The 15,367-nt window shown below is 69.4% G+C and carries 17 protein-coding genes; all 17 read left to right on the top strand.

All coding sequences use genetic code 11. From position 1 onward, the window contains the following. Positions 1-62 precede the first annotated feature (62 nt). A complete protein-coding gene (gene ftsH, locus EBN03_RS26385) occupies positions 63-2,441 on the top strand; it encodes an ATP-dependent zinc metalloprotease FtsH (RefSeq protein WP_122190839.1) in 2,379 nt (792 codons plus the stop codon). A gap of 103 nt (positions 2,442-2,544) precedes the next feature. Then, a complete protein-coding gene (folE, locus tag EBN03_RS26380) occupies positions 2,545-3,177 on the top strand; it encodes a GTP cyclohydrolase I FolE (protein WP_122190919.1) in 633 nt (210 codons plus the stop codon). 59 nt (positions 3,178-3,236) lie between these two features. Beyond that, positions 3,237-4,079 carry a dihydropteroate synthase gene (gene folP, locus EBN03_RS26375; RefSeq protein ID WP_122190918.1) on the top strand — a complete coding sequence of 281 codons (843 nt, stop codon included), beginning with the start codon at positions 3,237-3,239 and terminating at the stop codon, positions 4,077-4,079. Next, positions 4,076-4,453, top strand: coding sequence for a dihydroneopterin aldolase (gene folB, locus EBN03_RS26370; RefSeq protein ID WP_122190838.1), 378 nt, complete (start codon positions 4,076-4,078; stop codon positions 4,451-4,453). Before folP ends, folB begins: the two co-directional genes overlap by 4 nt. A 31-nt stretch (positions 4,454-4,484) precedes the next feature. Continuing rightward, a complete protein-coding gene (gene folK, locus EBN03_RS26365) occupies positions 4,485-4,997 on the top strand; it encodes a 2-amino-4-hydroxy-6-hydroxymethyldihydropteridine diphosphokinase (RefSeq protein WP_122190837.1) in 513 nt (170 codons plus the stop codon). 5 nt (positions 4,998-5,002) lie between these two features. Then, a complete protein-coding gene (locus EBN03_RS26360) occupies positions 5,003-5,473 on the top strand; it encodes a DUF3180 domain-containing protein (protein ID WP_122190836.1) in 471 nt (156 codons plus the stop codon). Between the two features lie 69 nt (positions 5,474-5,542). Next, the gene (locus EBN03_RS26355; protein WP_147471711.1) at positions 5,543-6,619 is read left to right on the top strand and encodes a DUF6779 domain-containing protein; all 1,077 of its coding nucleotides are present in this window, start codon (positions 5,543-5,545) and stop codon (positions 6,617-6,619) included. A gap of 232 nt (positions 6,620-6,851) precedes the next feature. Beyond that, a complete protein-coding gene (locus EBN03_RS26350; RefSeq protein ID WP_122190834.1) occupies positions 6,852-7,805 on the top strand; it encodes a Rossmann-like and DUF2520 domain-containing protein in 954 nt (317 codons plus the stop codon). Continuing rightward, positions 7,805-8,773 carry a pantoate--beta-alanine ligase gene (panC, locus tag EBN03_RS26345; protein WP_122190833.1) on the top strand — a complete coding sequence of 323 codons (969 nt, stop codon included), beginning with the start codon at positions 7,805-7,807 and terminating at the stop codon, positions 8,771-8,773. The genes EBN03_RS26350 and panC overlap by 1 nt, the downstream gene beginning before the upstream one ends. A gap of 10 nt (positions 8,774-8,783) precedes the next feature. Beyond that, positions 8,784-9,206 (top strand): aspartate 1-decarboxylase, encoded by a 423-nt coding sequence (gene panD / locus EBN03_RS26340; protein ID WP_122190832.1) that lies wholly within the window; start codon positions 8,784-8,786, stop codon positions 9,204-9,206. Between the two features lie 7 nt (positions 9,207-9,213). Beyond that, positions 9,214-10,005 (top strand): type III pantothenate kinase, encoded by a 792-nt coding sequence (locus EBN03_RS26335; RefSeq protein WP_122190831.1) that lies wholly within the window; start codon positions 9,214-9,216, stop codon positions 10,003-10,005. Between the two features lie 170 nt (positions 10,006-10,175). Next, positions 10,176-10,787 (top strand): cysteine dioxygenase, encoded by a 612-nt coding sequence (locus tag EBN03_RS26330; protein ID WP_122190830.1) that lies wholly within the window; start codon positions 10,176-10,178, stop codon positions 10,785-10,787. A 5-nt stretch (positions 10,788-10,792) separates the two neighbouring features. Next, positions 10,793-11,215 carry a rhodanese-like domain-containing protein gene (locus tag EBN03_RS26325; protein WP_122190829.1) on the top strand — a complete coding sequence of 141 codons (423 nt, stop codon included), beginning with the start codon at positions 10,793-10,795 and terminating at the stop codon, positions 11,213-11,215. A 104-nt stretch (positions 11,216-11,319) separates the two neighbouring features. After that, the gene (lysS, locus tag EBN03_RS26320) at positions 11,320-12,786 is read left to right on the top strand and encodes a lysine--tRNA ligase (protein ID WP_122190828.1); all 1,467 of its coding nucleotides are present in this window, start codon (positions 11,320-11,322) and stop codon (positions 12,784-12,786) included. 124 nt (positions 12,787-12,910) lie between these two features. Beyond that, positions 12,911-13,279 (top strand): histone-like nucleoid-structuring protein Lsr2, encoded by a 369-nt coding sequence (locus EBN03_RS26315; RefSeq protein WP_122190827.1) that lies wholly within the window; start codon positions 12,911-12,913, stop codon positions 13,277-13,279. 149 nt (positions 13,280-13,428) lie between these two features. Next, complete coding sequence (locus EBN03_RS26310) at positions 13,429-14,052, top strand: FHA domain-containing protein (RefSeq protein ID WP_122190826.1); 624 nt, start codon at positions 13,429-13,431, stop codon at positions 14,050-14,052. A gap of 98 nt (positions 14,053-14,150) precedes the next feature. Next, the gene (locus EBN03_RS26305) at positions 14,151-15,128 is read left to right on the top strand and encodes an esterase/lipase family protein (protein ID WP_122190825.1); all 978 of its coding nucleotides are present in this window, start codon (positions 14,151-14,153) and stop codon (positions 15,126-15,128) included. The last annotated feature ends 239 nt before the right edge of the window (positions 15,129-15,367 follow it).

Genomic DNA, 15,367 nt, shown 5'->3' with positions numbered 1-15,367 from the left:
GAGGCACTTCGCAGGCATCACCGGAATCACCGGAAAGGAACTGGCCCCGCGGCCGACGCTCTATGAACCGCAAGACAGTGTTCCGTAACCTGGCCATCGTCGCGCTCATCCTGCTCGCGATCTGGGGCGTCAGCTACTTCAGCAACGACACGCGCGGCTGGAAGACCGTCGATACCTCGGTAGCCCTGTCCGAACTCCAGAACGACAAGGCCAACGTATCCAAGGTCCAGATCGACGACAAGGAGCAGCAGCTCCGCATCACGTTGAAGGCGCCCAACGAGGCCAGTGGCGGACAGACGCAACTGGTCAGCAAGTACCCCGGCGGCGGTGAGGTAGCGGCCCAGGTCTTCAAGGCAGCCCAGGACAGCGGAGCGCCGGTCGACACCTCGGTGAAGCAGGACAGCCTGCTGTCGCAGATCGTGGTCTTCGCCCTGCCCATGGTGGTGCTGCTGGGCCTGTTCCTGTTCGTCATGTCCCGGATCCAGGGCGGCGGCCGCGGCGGCATGATGGGCTTCGGCAAGTCCAAGGCCAAGCAGCTGTCCAAGGACATGCCCAAGACCACGTTCCAGGACGTGGCCGGCGCCGACGAGGCGGTCGAGGAGCTCTACGAGATCAAGGACTTCCTGCAGAGCCCGGCCCGCTACCAGGCGCTCGGCGCGAAGATCCCCAAGGGCGTGCTGCTGTACGGCCCACCCGGTACCGGTAAGACGCTGCTGGCCCGCGCGGTCGCCGGCGAGGCCGGGGTGCCGTTCTTCACCATCTCCGGTTCCGACTTCGTCGAGATGTTCGTCGGTGTCGGTGCCTCCCGCGTGCGCGACCTGTTCGACCAGGCCAAGCAGAACTCGCCCTGCATCATCTTCGTGGACGAGATCGACGCGGTCGGCCGCCAGCGCGGTGCCGGCCTCGGCGGCGGCCACGACGAGCGCGAGCAGACCCTGAACCAGCTGCTCGTCGAGATGGACGGCTTCGGCGACCGCACCGGCGTGATCATCATCGCGGCCACCAACCGCCCCGACATCCTGGACCCGGCGCTACTGCGCCCGGGCCGCTTCGACCGGCAGATCCCGGTCGGCAACCCGGACCTGGCCGGCCGCAAGGCCATCCTGGCCGTGCACTCGCAGGGCAAGCCGATCTCGCCCGACGCCGACCTCGAGGGCCTGGCCAAGCGCACCGTCGGCATGTCCGGCGCCGACCTGGCCAACGTCATCAACGAGGCCGCGCTGCTCACCGCCCGCGAGAACGGGACCGTCATCACCGGTGCCTCGCTGGAGGAGTCGGTGGACCGGGTCATCGGCGGTCCCCGCCGCAAGAGCCGCGTGATCAGCGAGCACGAGAAGAAGATCACCGCCTACCACGAAGCCGGCCACACGCTGGCCGCCTGGGCGATGCCCGACATCGAGCCGGTCTACAAGGTCACCATCCTCGCCCGCGGCCGCACCGGCGGTCACGCCATGACCGTGCCCGAGGACGACAAGGGCCTGATGACCCGGTCGGAGATGATCGCCCGCCTGGTCTTCGCTATGGGTGGCCGTGCGGCCGAGGAACTGGTGTTCCACGAGCCGACCACCGGCGCCTCCTCCGATATCGACCAGGCCACCAAGACCGCCCGCGCCATGGTCACCGAATACGGCATGAGCGGCCGCCTCGGCGCGGTCCGCTACGGGCAGGAACAGGGCGACCCGTTCCTGGGCCGGTCGATGGGCACGGGGTCGGACTACTCGCACGAGGTCGCGCGGGAGATCGACGAGGAGGTGCGCAACCTGATCGAGGCCGCGCACACCGAGGCCTGGTCCATCCTCAGCGAATACCGCGACGAACTCGACTCGCTGGCCAGCGCGCTGCTCGAACGAGAGACGTTGCACCGCAAGGAACTCGAACAGGTGCTGGCCACCGTCGAGAAGCGGCCGCGGATCACCGCGTTCAACGACTTCGGCGAGCGGGTCCCGTCGGACCGGCCGCCGGTGAAGACGCCGCGCGAGCTGGCCGCCGAGCGCGGCGAGCCGTGGCCGGCGGAGAACCCGGACCGGATGTGGCCGGCCCAGGAGAACGTGCCCGCCCCCGCGCCGGTTCCGGCCAACGGCAACTACCCGCAGCAGGCTTCGCGGCCCGTGCCGCCGCCCGGCTACCGGACGCCGCCGCCGAGCGGCTACCCCGCGCACGGCACGCACGGTTCGCGCCCGGACTACGGCGCCCCGGCCGGCTGGTCGGCGCCGGGCTGGCCGCCGCAGGAGGGCGCGCCGCAGGCTCAGCAGCCGCAGCCCGGGTATCCCGGCTGGGATCGCCCGCGCGGTCCGCGTCCGGTGCGCCGCGAGGGCGAGCAGGACCGGCCCTACGCCCGCGACGAGGGTTCCTACGGTCAGGGCGAAGGCTCCTACGGGCCCGGCGAGGCCTACGGTCCCGAGGGCGGCGCCGAGTGGGACGGACCGAACGGCCGCCAGTGACCGGCCACGACTACGCTCGACCGTCGACGTGTCCTCGGGGCACGCGCGTGAACTGATCTTCGGAGGTGCTCGATTGTCGGCCAGTAACCGTGTCGTCACGGATATTGATACGGATCCGGGTCCGTCCACCGACAGTTCCGGGCGCCCGATCGCGCTCGCGACCGGCCGCCCGTTCGATCAGGACCGGGCCGAGGCGGCCGTGCGGGAGCTGCTCATCGCTGTCGGCGAGGACCCGGACCGACCGGGCCTGCTCGACACCCCGGCCCGGGTCGCCCGGGCCTACCGGGAGATGTTCGCGGGCCTGTACACCGAGCCCGACGACGTACTCAACACCACGTTCGACGAGGGACATCAGGAGCTGGTCCTGGTCCGCGACATCCCGATGTACTCGACCTGCGAACACCATCTGGTGGCGTTCCACGGGGTCGCGCACGTCGGTTACATCCCGGGCCCGTCCGGCCGGGTCACCGGCCTGTCCAAGCTGGCCCGGGTCGTCGACCTGTACGCCAAGCGGCCGCAGGTGCAGGAACGGCTGACCAGCCAGATCGCCGACGCCGTCATGGCCCGGCTGGAACCCCGCGGCGCGATCGTGGTCGTGGAGGCGGAACATCTGTGCATGGCGATGCGCGGGATCCGGAAGCCGGGAGCCAGCACGACGACGTCCGCCGTGCGCGGCCTGATGCAGAGCAGCGCCACCACGCGGGCCGAGGCCCTGGACCTCATTCTGCGCAAGTGAGCGGCGCGGCCGGGCCCGAGCCGCTCGTCACCCCGCGTGACGGGCGGTCGGCCGTGGTGATGGGGGTCGTGAACGTGACCGCGGATTCGTTCTCCGACGGCGGCCGTTACCTCGACACCGACCGGGCGGTCGCGCACGGGCTCGAGCTGTACGCCGCGGGCGCCGACATCGTCGACGTCGGCGGGGAATCGACCCGGCCCGGTGCGGTACGCATCGACGCGGCCACCGAGGCGGCCCGGGTGGTACCGGTGATCCGCGGGCTGGTCGCCGCGGGGGTGCCCGTGAGCGTGGACACCATGCGCGCCGAGGTGGCGGCCGCCGCGGTCGCGGCCGGTGCCCGGGTGGTCAACGACGTCTCCGGCGGCCGCGCCGACCCGGATATGGTCCGGGTGGTCGCCGATGCCGGGGTACCGTGGATTCTCATGCACTGGCGGGCCGACGCCGACTACCGGCATCTGGGTCCCGCCGACCATTACGACGACGTGGTCGCCGAGGTCATGGCGGAATTGTCCGAGCAGGTGGATCTGGCGATGGCCGGCGGCGTGCATCCGGGCCGGCTGATCCTGGACCCGGGCCTGGGTTTCGCCAAGTCCGCCGACCACAACTGGCAGTTGCTCGCGGCGCTGCCGCGGCTGACCGGTCTCGGGCTGCCGGTGCTGATCGGCGCCTCCCGTAAACGGTTCCTCGGAACGCTACTGGCCGGGCCGGACGATGTGCCGCGCCCGCCGGACGGCCGTGAGGTCGCGACCGCTACGGTGTCCGCGCTGGCCGCGCAGCACGGCGCCTGGGGTGTGCGGGTGCACGACGTGCGGTCGTCGGTGGACGCGCTGGCGGTCACCGACCGCTGGGCCCGTACGGCCCGCGAGCTGTCCTCGCCCCGGAGTGCACAGGAGTCCCGATGAGTTCCGACCGGATCGAGCTGCGCGGGCTGCGGGCCTACGGCTATCACGGCTGCTTCGACTTCGAGCGCCGCGACGGTCAGGAGTTCGTGGTCGATCTGACGCTGTGGCTGGATTTCGCGGCGGCCGCTGCCTCCGACGAGCTGGGTGACACGGTCGACTACGGCGCGCTCGCCGAACGCGCTGTGGACATCGTGACCGGGACCCCGCGCAACCTCATCGAGACGGTGGCCAGCGAGATCGCCGACTCAGTGATGACCGATGCGCGGATCGCGAAAGTCGAAGTGGCCCTGCACAAGCCGTCGGCGCCGATCCCGCACGCGTTCGCCGACGTCCGGGTGGTCACCACCCGGACGCGGGCCGCGGAGCAGCGATGAGCGTGGCATCGAGCGGCTGCGGGGCGCCGCGATGAGTCGTGCCGTGCTGTCGATCGGCTCGAATCTGGGCGATCGGGAAGCGCATCTGCGCAGCGTGGTCGAGGCGTTCGCGCCGTGGCTGGTCGCGGTGTCGCCGGTGTACGAGACGGCGCCCTGGGGCGGGGTCGACCAACAGGATTTCCTGAATGCGGTGCTGGTGGTCGACGACCCGGATGCCGGGCCGTGGGACTGGTTGCGCCGTGGCCGGGAGCTGGAGCAGGCGGCTGATCGGGTGCGGATCGTGCGCTGGGGTGCGCGCACGCTGGACGTGGACGTGGTCGCCTGCACCGCGGCCGGCGGGCCCGTGCGCAGTACCGATCCCGAGCTGACCCTGCCGCATCCACAGGCGCGGCACCGGGCGTTCGTGCTGGTCCCCTGGCTGGCGGTGGCACCGGACGCGACCCTGGATGTCGGCGAGCGCCGGTATCCGATCTCCGAGCTGCTCGCCGCACTGCCCGCCGAGGAGGTCGCCGGGGTGCGACGTACCGAACTGGTTCTGGCATGAACGTTATGCGCCCGACGCGGGTTCTGGACCTGCTGGCGAATCTGCTGGTCGCGGCCGGCGCGGCCTGGGTGGGTACCCGGATGGCCTACTCGACCTTCCCGCCGATCTCGGTCTTCGCGGGTGCCTCGCTGTATCCGGTGGCGGTCCTCGAGGGTGTGCTCGGGCTGTTGATCCGCAACCGGATCGGTGACGAGCGGATCGGGCCGGGACCCAAGCAGCTGCATCCGATCACGGCGGCCCGGGCGGTCGCGTTGGCGAAGGCGTCGGCGCAGGTCGGTTCGCTGGCGGCCGGGGTGTGGCTCGGATTCCTCATCTGGCTGTTGCCCGAACGCAGTTCGATGCATTCGGCGAGTTCCGATACTCCGGGCGCGGTGACCGGTTTGATCGCCGCAGTGGCCCTGGTCGCGGCGGCCCTGTGGCTGGAATATTGCTGCCAGGCGCCCAGCGAGCCTCCTGACGAAGCGGCTACAAGTTAGCTACGATGCGGTACGGATCACTGTGGATGCTGGTCACACCGGGCGGGGTTGCGTACTACCCTGACGTGCATGGCGTCACCGACCCGTACCAGCAATTCCCCGCGGAGTCGGGTCGATCCGGGCAGGGCCGTCGTCGGTGTGCTCGTTCTGCTCGGTGTGGTATCGAGCGCGTTCCTGGTGTTCAGCAGCAGTCTGCAACTGGTCCGGCTGGGCCTGGTGATCGCGTTGTGGGCGGCCGTGATCGGTGCCCTCGCGGCCACCCGGTTCCGGCGCGACGCCGCCGGTGACCAGGCCAAGGTTCGTAATCTGCAGACCGTGTACGAGTTGCAGCTCGAGCGGGAGATCACCGCGCGCCGCGAGTACGAGCTCGGGGTGGAGGCGCGGGTGCGGGCCGAGGTGGGTGCCGACGCCGCCGAGCTCGCCGCTCTGCGTACGGAGTTGTCCGTGCTGCGGGAGAGCCTGCAGCGGCTGTTCGACGGCGACCTGCCGGGCGAGCGCCGCGCGCTGCGCGCCGACGCCGTGCGGCTGCCGGAGTTGCTGAGGCCGGCGAACGATAGCTCTACGGATGCCGATTCGTGGGATGCGTGGAGTTCGCCCACCGGCGAGGACGCGCCGGTGCCGCTGAACGCCATGGCACCCCGCTACGAGGCCGACCATCCGGCGGCCCCGGCGTTCGCCAAGCCGTACGACGACCCGGTCACTGCGGAGACCTCGGTGGTTCCGCTCGAGCATCTGGCCGCGGCGTTCGCCGCGTCGCAGGAGTCCGCGAACCCGGGCTGGGCCTTCCGTTCCGTGTTCGATCCGGCGAGTGACGAGGTGCCGCCGGTCGCGGTCGACCCGGCCGCACCCGAGCCGGTTCCGGCAGCTGCGGCCGCCGCTGCCGACTCGACCGATCCCGCCGCCGATCCTGCCGCCACTGATGCGGCCGCCACTGATGCGGCCGACGCCGCCGCTGAGGTCACCGACACCGCGGGCGACGCGGACCGAGCGTCCGCGCGCAAGGGGTTCGCCGGTGTGGCTGGGAAGGCCGCGGCCGGTGCCCGTCGCCGCCGGCGGACGACCTCGAGCGATCCGGCGGTCCGCAAGCTGTCGGTCGCCGAGATCATGGCGAACCTGCAATCCGAACGCGGCGGCGTCCAGAACTGAACCGCGGCCTACACGTGCCGCTGGGAGCTGCGGCAGCAGTGGAACCGTAGGAGTTGCCGCTGGTCGGGGACGCGCCGCCGAGCGAGACGTCCGGTAGGTCGAGCGGTGAGACTAATCACCGACCCCCGGTCTGGCCCGAATCCGTGACCCGTCATAGGCTCGACTCGTCAACGTCCGGTACCCGCTAGCGGGACTGGAACGAAATTTCGAGAGGACAACGGTGACCTCTGGCATGGTCTCTGAAGTCGACCCTGCGCCTGCACGACTGACGGTGGGAATCGTCTCGGCGGGACGCGTCGGCTCCGCTCTGGGTGTGGCACTGGAGCGTTCCGGTCACGTCGTATTCGGCGTGTCCGCGGTCTCGGATGCCTCGCTGCGGCGTGCGCAGACCCGGCTCCCGGACTCCCGGGTGCTGTCCCCGGAAGAGGTTGCCGCGCAGAGCGAGTTGCTGATCCTGGCCGTCCCGGACGCCGAGCTGCCCGGCCTGGTGGCCGGGCTGGCCGCCGCCGAGGTGGTGCGGCCCGGCACCTTCGTCGCGCATGTCGCCGGCGCGCACGGGATCGCCGTCCTGGAACCGCTGACCGCGGCCGGTGCCCGGCCGCTGGCCATCCATCCCGCCATGACCTTCACCGGCCACGACGAGGACATCACCCGGCTGGCCGACTGCTGTTTCGGCATCACGGCCGCCGACGAGATCGGGTACGCGGTCGCGCAGGCGCTGGTGCTGGAGATCGGCGGCGAACCGGTCCGGGTCACCGAGCAGCAGCGCACGCTGTATCACGCCGCGCTCGCGCACGGCGCCAACCATCTGGTCACGTTGGTCCTCGACGCGGTCGACGTGCTGCGCGGCGCGCTCGCCGGCCCGGGTCTGCTGGGGCAGCAGCTGGTGGACGACCAGCCCAACGGCCTGGCCGAGCGGATGCTGGCCCCGATGGTCTCGGCCGCCCTGGACAATGCGCTGCGCCGCGGCCAGTCCGCCCTCACCGGGCCGGTCGCCCGCGGTGACGTGGCGGCGGTGGCGGCTCACCTCGCCGCCCTCGAGGGCTTCGATCCCGAAGTGGCCGCCGGGTACCGCGCGCTGTCGCTGCGGACCGCCGAACGAGCGAAAGCCGATCCCGCGCTGCTGGATCTGCTTGCCGCACACCGTGTATGTCCCCCGAGTGGGCTGACAGAGGGGAATTCCTGATGGCCGACCCGACCGCGTTGCGCGGTTCCTACACCCGGGGCGAGCTGACCGTGCTGCACGATCCGGCCCGGGTCACCGCCGTGGCCAAGGCCATGCGGGCGGTGAGCCGCAAGGTCGCGCTGGTGCCGACCATGGGCGCGCTGCACGAGGGACACCTGGAACTGGTGCGGCGGGCCAAGCGCACCAACCAGCTGGTGATCGTGTCGATCTTCGTGAACCCGCTGCAGTTCGGCGCCGGCGAGGACCTGGACAAGTACCCGCGCACCCTGGACGCCGACGTGGAGTTGCTGCGCGCCGAGGGTGTCGAGATCGTGTTCGCGCCCAGCGCATCCGAGATGTACCCGGACGGTCCGCGCACCACCGTGCAGCCGGGCCCGCTGGGCGCCGAACTCGAAGGCGCCGTTCGACCGGGGCATTTCGCGGGCATGCTGACCGTGGTCGCCAAGCTGCTGCAGATCGCGCAGCCGCACGAGGCGTTCTTCGGCGAAAAGGATTACCAGCAGCTGACTTTGATCCGTCAGATGGTGCGGGACCTGAACTTCGACGTCGATATCGTTCCGGTCGCCACGGTCCGCGAACCCGACGGGTTGGCGCTGTCGTCGCGCAACCGCTACCTGGGCCCGGAGCAGCGGGAGCTGTCCACGGTGCTGTCCGCGGCCCTGGTGGCCGGCCGGCACGCCGGCGGTCTGGGCCCCGACGGTGTGCTCGCCGCCGCGCGCGCGGTGCTGTCCGCGGCGCCCGACATCGACGTCGACTACCTGGAGCTGCGCGCCTCGGACCTGGGTCCGGTGCGTCCCGACGGCGGCAACGCCCGCCTGCTGATCGCGGCCCGTGTCGGCAGCACCCGCCTGATCGACAATATGGCGATCTCCCTGGCCTCCGGCATCCCCGGCCATCCGACCACTCCCGATACCGCCGCTACCGCGGTCGATTCCCGTTCCGCCGCCACCGCGGCCGACAGCCAGTAGAGGTGACGCGATGTTTCGCACCATGATGAAGTCGAAGATCCACCGCGCCACGGTGACCCACGCGGATCTGCACTACGTCGGCTCGGTCACGGTCGACCAGGATCTGCTCGACGCCGCCGACCTGCTCGAGGGCGAGCAGGTGTGCATCGTCGACATCGACAACGGCGCCCGGCTCGAGACCTATGTCATCGCCGGCGAGCGTGGTTCCGGTGTGATCGGGATCAACGGTGCCGCAGCACATCTCGTGCACCCGGGCGACCTGGTGATCCTGATCGCCTACGGCATGATGAACGAGGCCGAGGTGGCCGCCTACGAGCCGAAGGTCGTGTTCGTCGACGAGGCCAACCGGCCGATCCAGTTGGGCGCGGATCCGGCGCACGCGCCGGAGGGCTCCGGACTGACCTCGCCGCGTAACCTGCGCGCGACCGCCTGAGCCCGCGATGCTGCTGACCATCGACGTCCGCAACACGAGCATCGATCTGGGCCTGTTCAGTGGCAGCGGCACGAACGCCACGCTGGAGCAGACCTGGCGGATCCACACCAATCCGCTGCTGACCGCCGACGAATTCGCCATGCAGGTGCGGGGTTTGGTGGGTGAGCGGCTGGAACAGGTGGTCGGCGTCTCGGCCTTGTCGACGGTGCCGCCGGTGCTGCGTGAGCTGCGCACCATGCTGGGCCGGTACTGGTCCGCGGTACCGCACGTGCTGGTGGAACCCGGTGTGCGGACCGGGATTCCGCTGCTGGTCGACAATCCCAAGGAGGTGGGTGCGGACCGGATCGTCAACTGCCTGGCCGCTTTCCACCGTTTCGCCGCGCCGTCGATCGTGGTCGACTTCGGGACCGCGATCTGTGTGGACCTGGTATCGGCCAAGGGCGAGTTCCTCGGCGGCATCATCGCGCCCGGTGTGGAGATCTCCACCGAGGCGCTGGTCGAGCGCAGTGCGCTGCGTCGCGCCGAGCTGGCCCGGCCGCGATCGGTGGTCGGCAAGAACAGCATGGAATGCATGCAGTCGGGCGCGGTCTACGGTTTCGCCGGGCTCGTCGACGGCCTGATCGACCGGATCCGCGACGAGATGTCCGCCTTCGCCGGCGACGACGTGGTGGTGGTGGCGACCGGTGCGACCGCGCCGCTGATCGTGCCGGAGTCGGAGACCATCGACCAGCACGAACCGCATCTGACCCTGGACGGCCTGCGGCTGGTCTACGAGCGCAACCAGCAGCGCCGTCGCTGACGTTTCGTGTGGCGCGCGCAACAGTGGGTTGTGCGCGCCGCGCTCTTTGCTAGACTTTCCGCGTGTCCTTCCGTGTGAGCACCCAGGAGTGTTGTCGAGGCTGATTCGCCTCGGCTGTTCGAGGCATACGTTCTGCCCTCGACCGATTCACTTCTCCTGGAGTCTCGCTCATGCGTACTTCCGTTCTTTCCCCTTCCGTTGCCGCCGCGCCGTCGCCTGTGCGCCTGCCGCTCGAATTGACCGAGCGCGCAACGGCTTCCGCGCTGCCGACCCGGTTGCGGCCGGCCGATCTGCTGCGGCTCACCGACGAGGGTGCCGAGGACGTGCTGTCCGGCCGCTACGACCATCTGCTGCCCGCGGGCGGCCGCTGGCCGGTCGACGAGCGCTGGCACGTGCGGTTGCACGCGGACGACGAGGTCGACATCTGGCTGATCAGCTGGGTCGCCGAGGCCGCCACCGACCTGCACGACCACGCCGGATCGCTGGGCGCGCTCACCGTGCTCAGCGGTGCGCTGACCGAGTCGCGCTGGAACGGGACCCGCTTACGAAATCGCACGCTGCTCGCGGGTGATCAGGCCGCATTTCCGCTCGGCTGGGTGCACGACGTCGTGCGCGCACCCGATTCGGCCGTGCATCTGGCCGGACCACTGGATCCGACGCTTTCCGTGCATGCCTATTCACCACCACTGACAGCCATGTCCTATTACGAAGTGAGCGGGCAGGGAACGCTGCGGCGGACCCGGACCGTGCTCACCGACGAGCCCGAAGGCGCCGCGAAATGACTCACATGACGATCGACCGCATGCTCGACGACGCCCGTTCGCGGTTGCGCCGCGTCTATACCTTCGAATTGCCGGAGGCGATCGCGCGCGGTGCGCTGCTGGTCGATATCCGGCCGCAGGCGCAACGGCAGCGGGAGGGCACCCTGCCCGGCGCGTTGGTGATCGAACGCAATGTTCTGGAATGGCGGCTGGATCCGTCGAGTTCCGCGCGGATCGCGCTGGCCGTGGATCACGACGTGGAATGGATCGTGGTCTGCTCGGAGGGTTATACCTCCAGTTTGGCGGCGGCCTCGTTGCAGCAGCTGGGCCTGCACCGGGCGACGGATCTGGTCGGTGGATATCAGGCGGTGAAGGCGGCCGGACTGCTGTCGGTGGCGGCGTCGGCTCCGCACCTGATTCGCGAGGTGGCGGCGCTCGCGTCGCTGTGATCGCCCAGGCGCCGGCGTGCCGTTACGCCGCGCTAGGGTAGTACTCCGTGAGTACACCGAAACCCTCTTCGCCCGCCGCCCCGGAGACCGATCTCCCCGAGCAGATGCGGATTCGCCGGGAGAAGCGGGAACGGCTGCTCGAACAGGGGCAGGAAGCGTATCCGGTGGTGGTGCCCCGGACGCATACGCTCGCCGAGATTCGCGCCACGTATCCGGACCTGGCGGCCGGTACCGAGACCGGTGTGCAAGCCGGTGTCGCCGGCCGGGTCATTTTCTTCCGCAACACCGGCAAGTTGTGTTTCGCGACGCTGCAGGAGGGTGACGGCACCAAGCTGCAGGCGATGATCAGCCTGAACGGTGTCGGCGCGGACGCGCTGGCGGCGTGGAAGGCCGATGTCGACCTCGGCGACTTCGTCTACGTGCACGGTGAGGTGATCGCTTCGCGCACCGGCGAATTGAGCATCATGGCGGATTCGTGGTCGATGGCCGCGAAGTCGTTGCGGCCGCTGCCGGTGGCGCACAAGGAGATGAGCGAGGAGTCGCGGGTCCGGCAGCGTTATGTCGACCTGGTGGTGCGGCCGGAGGCCCGGGAAATGGCGCGCACGCGCGTGGCCGCAGTGCGTGCGCTGCGAAATGCCTTGGAACGCAGGGGATTTCTCGAAGTCGAAACCCCCATGTTGCAGACTCTGCACGGTGGTGCCGCGGCCCGGCCGTTCGTCACGCACTCCAACTCGCTCGACATGGACCTGTTCCTGCGCATTGCGCCGGAGCTGTTCCTGAAGCGTTGTGTTGTCGGCGGGATCGAGAAGGTCTTCGAGATCAACCGAAACTTCCGAAACGAAGGGTCCGACTCGACACATTCGCCCGAGTTCGCGATGTTGGAAACGTATGAGGCCTACGGCACGTACGACGACTCGGCCACAATGATGCGCGAATTGATCCAGGAGGTCGCGCAGGAGGTCTACGGCACCCTCGTGGTAACCCTCGCCGATGGTACGGAATACGACCTGAGTGGCGAGTGGAACACCGTCGAGATGTATCCGTCGCTGTCGGAGTCGATCGGTGTCGAGGTCACACCCGAAACGACGGTCGCCGAATTGCTGGCGCTGGCCGACCGGGTCGGGCTGGAAATTCCGCAGGACAAGGGCTACGGCCACGGCAAGCTGGTCGAGGAGCTGTGGGAGCACATGTACGGCGACAAGCTGTACGCACCTACTTTCGTTCGGGACTTCCCGGTGGAGACCTCGCCGCTGACCCGCCAGCACCGCAGCAAACCCGGGGTCACCGAGAAGTGGGATCTGTACGTGCGCGGCTTCGAGCTGGCTACCGGATATTCCGAACTCGTGGACCCGGTCATTCAGCGGGAACGGTTCGTCGATCAGGCCCGGCTCGCGGCGGCCGGCGACGACGAGGCGATGCGCCTGGACGAGGACTTCTTGGCCGCCATGGAACACGGTATGCCGCCGACCACGGGTACCGGTATGGGAATCGACCGCTTGCTGATGGCACTCACCGGTCACGGAATCCGGGAAACGATACTCTTCCCAATTGTGCGCCCGACCACTCGCTGACTGCGGAGCTGATTGATTTCTTCCGCCCCCCGGTGTTGGAAATCCCGCAATTGGGGGTACTCTCGTGGCGGAACAGGCGTGGTGTGCGCTGAGCAGGAAATATTTTCGAGAGGACGTTCATCTCATGGCGAAGAAGGTCACCGTCAGCCTGATCGACGATGTCGACGGTGAGTCCATCGCGGTCGAGACCATCGAGTTCGCTCTCGACGGTGTGTCGTACGAGATCGACCTGTCGGCCGCAAATGCCGCCAAGCTGCGGGACGGCCTCGAGGAATGGGTGTCGAGCGCTCGTAAGCTGAGCGGCCGGCGCCGCGGCGGTAAGCCGGGAATCGCGGGCACCACGGCCCCCAAGGCGCGCGTCGCGGTCGACCGCGAGCAGACCGCCGCAATTCGGGAATGGGCGCGGCGCAAGGGGCACAAGGTCTCGGCGCGTGGCCGTATCTCGTCCGACATCACCGAGGCGTACAACAAGGAAGTCGGCCGCGCCGACTAGTTTCACCTGTGAATGCGACTGCCGCCGGATTTCGACCGAATCCGGCGGCGGTGGTGCATTTAGGACCCGGTCGTGTTGCTCGGTCGGCGGGTGACACGGCACGATGGACCGGTGCGAGCAATGTCACTGAGACCCGGGGTATCAGCGCAGTGACCGGATTTCGCGGATCGTTCCTGCGATTCACCGACCAGGCGGGTCGCCAGCAGGAATTCCTGCTGATCGCGGATCGGCAGCGGGTCACCGTGGGCCGTTCGCCGCAGGCCGATCTGTCGCTGCCCTGGGACGCGGAGGTCTCGCGGCTGCACGCGGCGATCGAGCATTTCGGCGCGCAGTGGACGATCGTGGACGACGGCCTGTCCCGCAACGGCACCTTCGTCAACGGCGAACGTTTGGTCGGACGCCGGCGGCTGCATCCGGGCGACCGGATCCGGATGGGTACCTCGGTGGTGTCGTTCCACGATTTCTCCGGTGCTCCCGACGACGCCACCCGCACCTCGTCGGCGGTGCTGCCGCCGCTGCGCGCGCTGACCGATACCCAGCGGTCGGTCCTGATCGCGCTGTGCCGCCCGTACAAGAACGGCGCCGGGTTCGCGACGCCGGCTTCCAATCAGGCCATCGCCGAGGAGCTGTTCCTGTCCGTCGACGCGGTCAAGACACATCTGCGGACCCTGTTCTCGAAGTTCGGGGTGGAGGATCTGCCGCAGAATCAGAAGCGGGTGCGGCTGGCCGCGCTGGCGCTGCAGAGCGGGATCGTCTCCGACCGGGACCTCTGAGCCGCAACGGACTGTTCGGTCTGGTGCTGCCGGTTCCGCCCCGGACTGGAACACGTTCTGGTTACCCTCCTGGAACAGGTTACATTTCGGGAGGGTTCATGCGTCGGGTGCTGCATCGGTGGCCGGGAGTCGTCGTGGTCGCGGCCGCGTTGTCCGCACTGTGGATCGGGGCGGGACCGGCGACGGCCGACTACGTGGCCGCGCCGTCGCGCGCCGATCTGCCGGTCGACTACAACTTCTTCAGCGGGATCCCGGGCGAGCTCACCCACCCGGGTGGTTCGCTGCCCGGCTCCAACGACTGGAACTGCCGGCCCACCGCCGAGCACCCGAATCCCGTCGTGCTGGTGCACGGCACCGGCGGCGGCGCCCAGACCAACTGGGGTGTCCAGGTTCCGCTACTGGCGAACGAGGGGTACTGCGTGTACGCCCTGACCTACGGCGCGCTCGACCTGCCCTGGCCGATCTCGGCGATCGGCGGCATGGGCCCGATCGAGCAGAGCGCCCAGCAGGTGTCGGACTTCGTCGACCGCGTGCTGGCCGCCACCGGCGCCGAACGCGTGGACCTGATCGCCCACTCCCAGGGCAACCTGGTCGGCAACTACTTCGTCAAGCGGCTCGGCGGCGACACCAAGGTCGACAAGTTCGTCGCCCTCGCCGCCCCCTGGCTGGGCACCTACGACTCCTCGATCGACCCGGCCCGCGCGTTCGCCCGGCAGCTGGGCGCCGAACCCGCGCTCGAGGGCCTGATCAGCGCCGGACTGTGCCGGTCGTGCTCGGCGATGTTCGGTACCTCCCGGTTCATCCGGGACCTGAACGCCGACGGCGTCTACGACCCGGCCGTCACCTACACCAATATCGAGACCCGCTACGACGAGGGCGTCGTGCCCTACAGCTCGGGGCTGGTGCCGGGCCCGGGCGTGACGAACATCCTGGTCCAGGACGGCTGTGCCGAGGACTACTCCGAGCACGCCGGCATCGTCGGCAGCGACCGGACGGCCGCCTTCACGCTCAACGCCCTCGACCCGGAGCATCCCCGGCCGGTGCCGTGCCATTTCATTCCCCCGTTCGTGGGCTGATTCCGTCGCTGCGGGAGGGCTGATTCACCGGTCTGTCGGACCTCTGGGCTACCGTCGAGGTATCGGGTTCCCCGGGTGCAATCGGCCCGGGTCCCGACGGCCGAGGGTCGCGACGATGCGGCCCCGACCGGGGACTGTTCGCTGTCGGCGTACGTCGTGGGGAAACCTGGGCCGCGTCGGACGCGTTATGACTGAATGACCAAGGTTGTCGCCGGTTCGCAATAGGGTGGACGGACGAC

Origin of the sequence: Nocardia stercoris, from assembly GCF_003696265.1 — a bacterium.
Taxonomy (GTDB): Bacteria; Actinomycetota; Actinomycetes; order Mycobacteriales; family Mycobacteriaceae; genus Nocardia; species Nocardia stercoris.
This window is presented reverse-complemented; position numbering and strand designations above follow the sequence as displayed.